Below are 2422 nucleotides of genomic sequence, written 5' to 3'. Positions count from 1 at the left end.
CGCGTCGGCGAGCAGCCCGTCGGTCCAGGACCGGTCGTCGCGGTAGTGGCCCGCGAACAGGGCGAGGCGGATCGCCGCCGGGTCCACGCCCTGCTCCCGCAGACGTGCCACGAACACGAGGTTGCCCTGGGACTTGGACATCTTCTCGCCGTCGAGGCCGAGCATGCCCGCGTGCACGTAGTGCCGGGCGAACGGGTGCTCGCCCAGCAGCGCCTCGGCGTGGGCGGCGCTGAACTCGTGGTGCGGGAACGCCAGGTCCGATCCCCCGCCCTGGACGTCGAAGCCGAGGCCGAGCCGGTTGACGGCGATGGCGCTGCACTCGATGTGCCACCCGGGCCTGCCGGTGCCGAGTTCGGACTCCCAGGCGGGCTCGCCGGGACGGGCCGCGCGCCACAGCAGCGCGTCGAGCGGGTCGCGTTTGCCGGGCCGGTCCGGGTCGCCGCCCCGGTCGGGGAAGACCGCGGTCATGGTGGCCTCGTCGTAGTTCGACTCGTAGCCGAACCGGCCGGTGAACGTGCGGTCGAAGTAGATGTCCGGGTACTCCGGGTCGTCGACACGGTAGGCGGCCCCGTTGGCGAGCAGTTTCGCGATGACCTCGACGATCTCCGGGACGGTCTCCACGGCGCCGGGGAACTCGCGGGGCGGCAGCACCCGCAGCGCCGCCATGTCCGCGCGGAACCGGTCGACCTCCCGCCTGCCGAGCTCGACCCAGTCCTCGTCGTCGCGGTCGGCGCGCTCCAGCAGCGGGTCGTCGATGTCGGTGACGTTCTGCACGTAGTGCACCTCGTGCCCGGCGTCCAGCCACTGCCGGTACACCAGGTCGAAGGCCAGGTAGGTGGCGGCGTGGCCGATGTGGGTGGCGTCGTAGGGCGTGATGCCGCAGACGTACATCCGGGCCACCCGTCCGGGCGTCGTGGGCCGCAGCTGCCCGGTCGCCGTGTCGTACAACCGCAGCGGGCGGGGACGTCCGGGGACACGGGGCACGGCTACCGAGGACCAAGTCTGCATGTCCCCAACCTTATGCGGGCGCCGCGCCGGTGGGGCCGACCGGCCGACGTCCGTGATCGGCTGCACCCCGGAGGTCGCCGACACGCCGCGCACGAGGGGCGCGACCGGTCGTCACGGGTGTGTGCCCGGTGTCACACTCGGGTGCGGGGATGAGACTTCACCGGTGCAGGCGTGTCGTCTCCCGACCGAGGAGGGTGTCCCATGACCACAGCGGAATCCGGCGGCGGGACCGGCCGGTACCTCGTGCTGCTCGAGGAGAACGCGACGGCGGCGGGCGTGCACACCATGGAACGGGTGGCCGGGGTCCGTGCCGCCAGCACCGCGGACGTCACCGGCGCGGGTGCCGCGGCGATGCTCGGCGACGCGGACGGGCTGGTGTTGCACGAACTCGGGGTGGCCGTCGTCCGTGCCGCGGACGACCAGGCCGACGCCCTGACCCGGGCCACCGGCGAACGCGGCCCGGTCGCCCGGGTGGAACGGGAGCGCGTCGTGCACACCTACGCCACCCCCACGAAGGAACCGGAGGAGGACCGGGGCACCGTCGGCACCGTCGACGAGACCGCCCTCACCTGGGGACTGCGGGCGGTCGGCGTCCCCGGCAGCGCGGCGACGGGGGCGGGCATCCGGGTCGCGGTCCTGGACACCGGGGTGGCCCGGGACCACCCCGACCTGGCGGGACGCACCCTGGAGGCACGGTCGTTCGTCGACGGTGAGGACGTCGACGACGGACACGGCCACGGCACCCACTGTGTCGGCACCGCGTGCGGGCCGCGCACCCCGGACACCGGCCCGGGATACGGCGTGGCGCACGAGGCGGAGATCTACGCGGGCAAGGTGCTCGGCGACTCCGGCAGCGGCACCGACGGGGGCATCCTCTCCGGGATCTCCTGGGCGGTGAGCAACGGCTGCGCGGTGGTGTCGCTGTCGCTGGGCTCGGCCACCCGCCCCGGCGACCCGCACTCGGAGATCTTCGAGACGGTGGCGCGCCGGGCACTGCGGCGGGGCACCCTGATGGTCGCCGCCGCGGGCAACGAGAGCGACCGGGCACGCGGGAGGATCGCCCCGGTGAGCCATCCGGCGAACTGCCCGTCGATCCTGGCGGTGGGGGCGGTCGACGCGGAGCACCGGGTGGCCGACTTCTCCTGCGGGTCGGTCGACCCGGACGGGGCGGTCGACCTCGTCGGGCCCGGCGTGGACGTGTACTCGAGCTGGACCCTGCCGACCCGCTACCAGCGGATCAGCGGCACCAGCATGGCGACCCCGCACGTCGCCGGGGTGGCGGCGCTGATCGCGCAGGAACACGGGGCCCGGGACTGGGAACTGTGGGCGCGGCTCGGCCAGTCGGCGCTGCGGCTGCCGTCGCCGTCCACGGACGTGGGAGCGGGGCTGGCCCAGGCGCCGTGAGGCGCACCAG

General features: G+C 74.3%; 2 protein-coding genes. One reads left to right on the top strand and one right to left on the bottom strand.

Features of this window, described 5'->3' with window-relative positions:
* Nucleotides 1–1008 (bottom strand): cysteine--1-D-myo-inosityl 2-amino-2-deoxy-alpha-D-glucopyranoside ligase (mshC, locus tag ACTIR_RS0100185; RefSeq protein ID WP_034237484.1); only part of this gene is annotated, 1008 nt, incomplete at its 3' end.
* 201 nt (nucleotides 1009–1209) lie between these two features.
* Between mshC and ACTIR_RS0100180 the strand changes: the two genes are divergently transcribed.
* On the top strand, nucleotides 1210–2412 hold the full coding sequence (locus ACTIR_RS0100180) for a S8 family serine peptidase (protein ID WP_026452777.1): 1203 nt from the start codon (nucleotides 1210–1212) through the stop codon (nucleotides 2410–2412).
* The last annotated feature ends 10 nt before the right edge of the window (nucleotides 2413–2422 follow it).

The sequence above is a fragment of the Saccharomonospora iraqiensis subsp. iraqiensis genome (genome assembly GCF_000430445.1).
GTDB lineage: Bacteria > Actinomycetota > Actinomycetes > Mycobacteriales > Pseudonocardiaceae > Saccharomonospora > Saccharomonospora iraqiensis.
The sequence above is the reverse complement of the archived record's forward strand: the minus strand, read 5'-3'. Positions and strand labels throughout refer to the sequence as shown.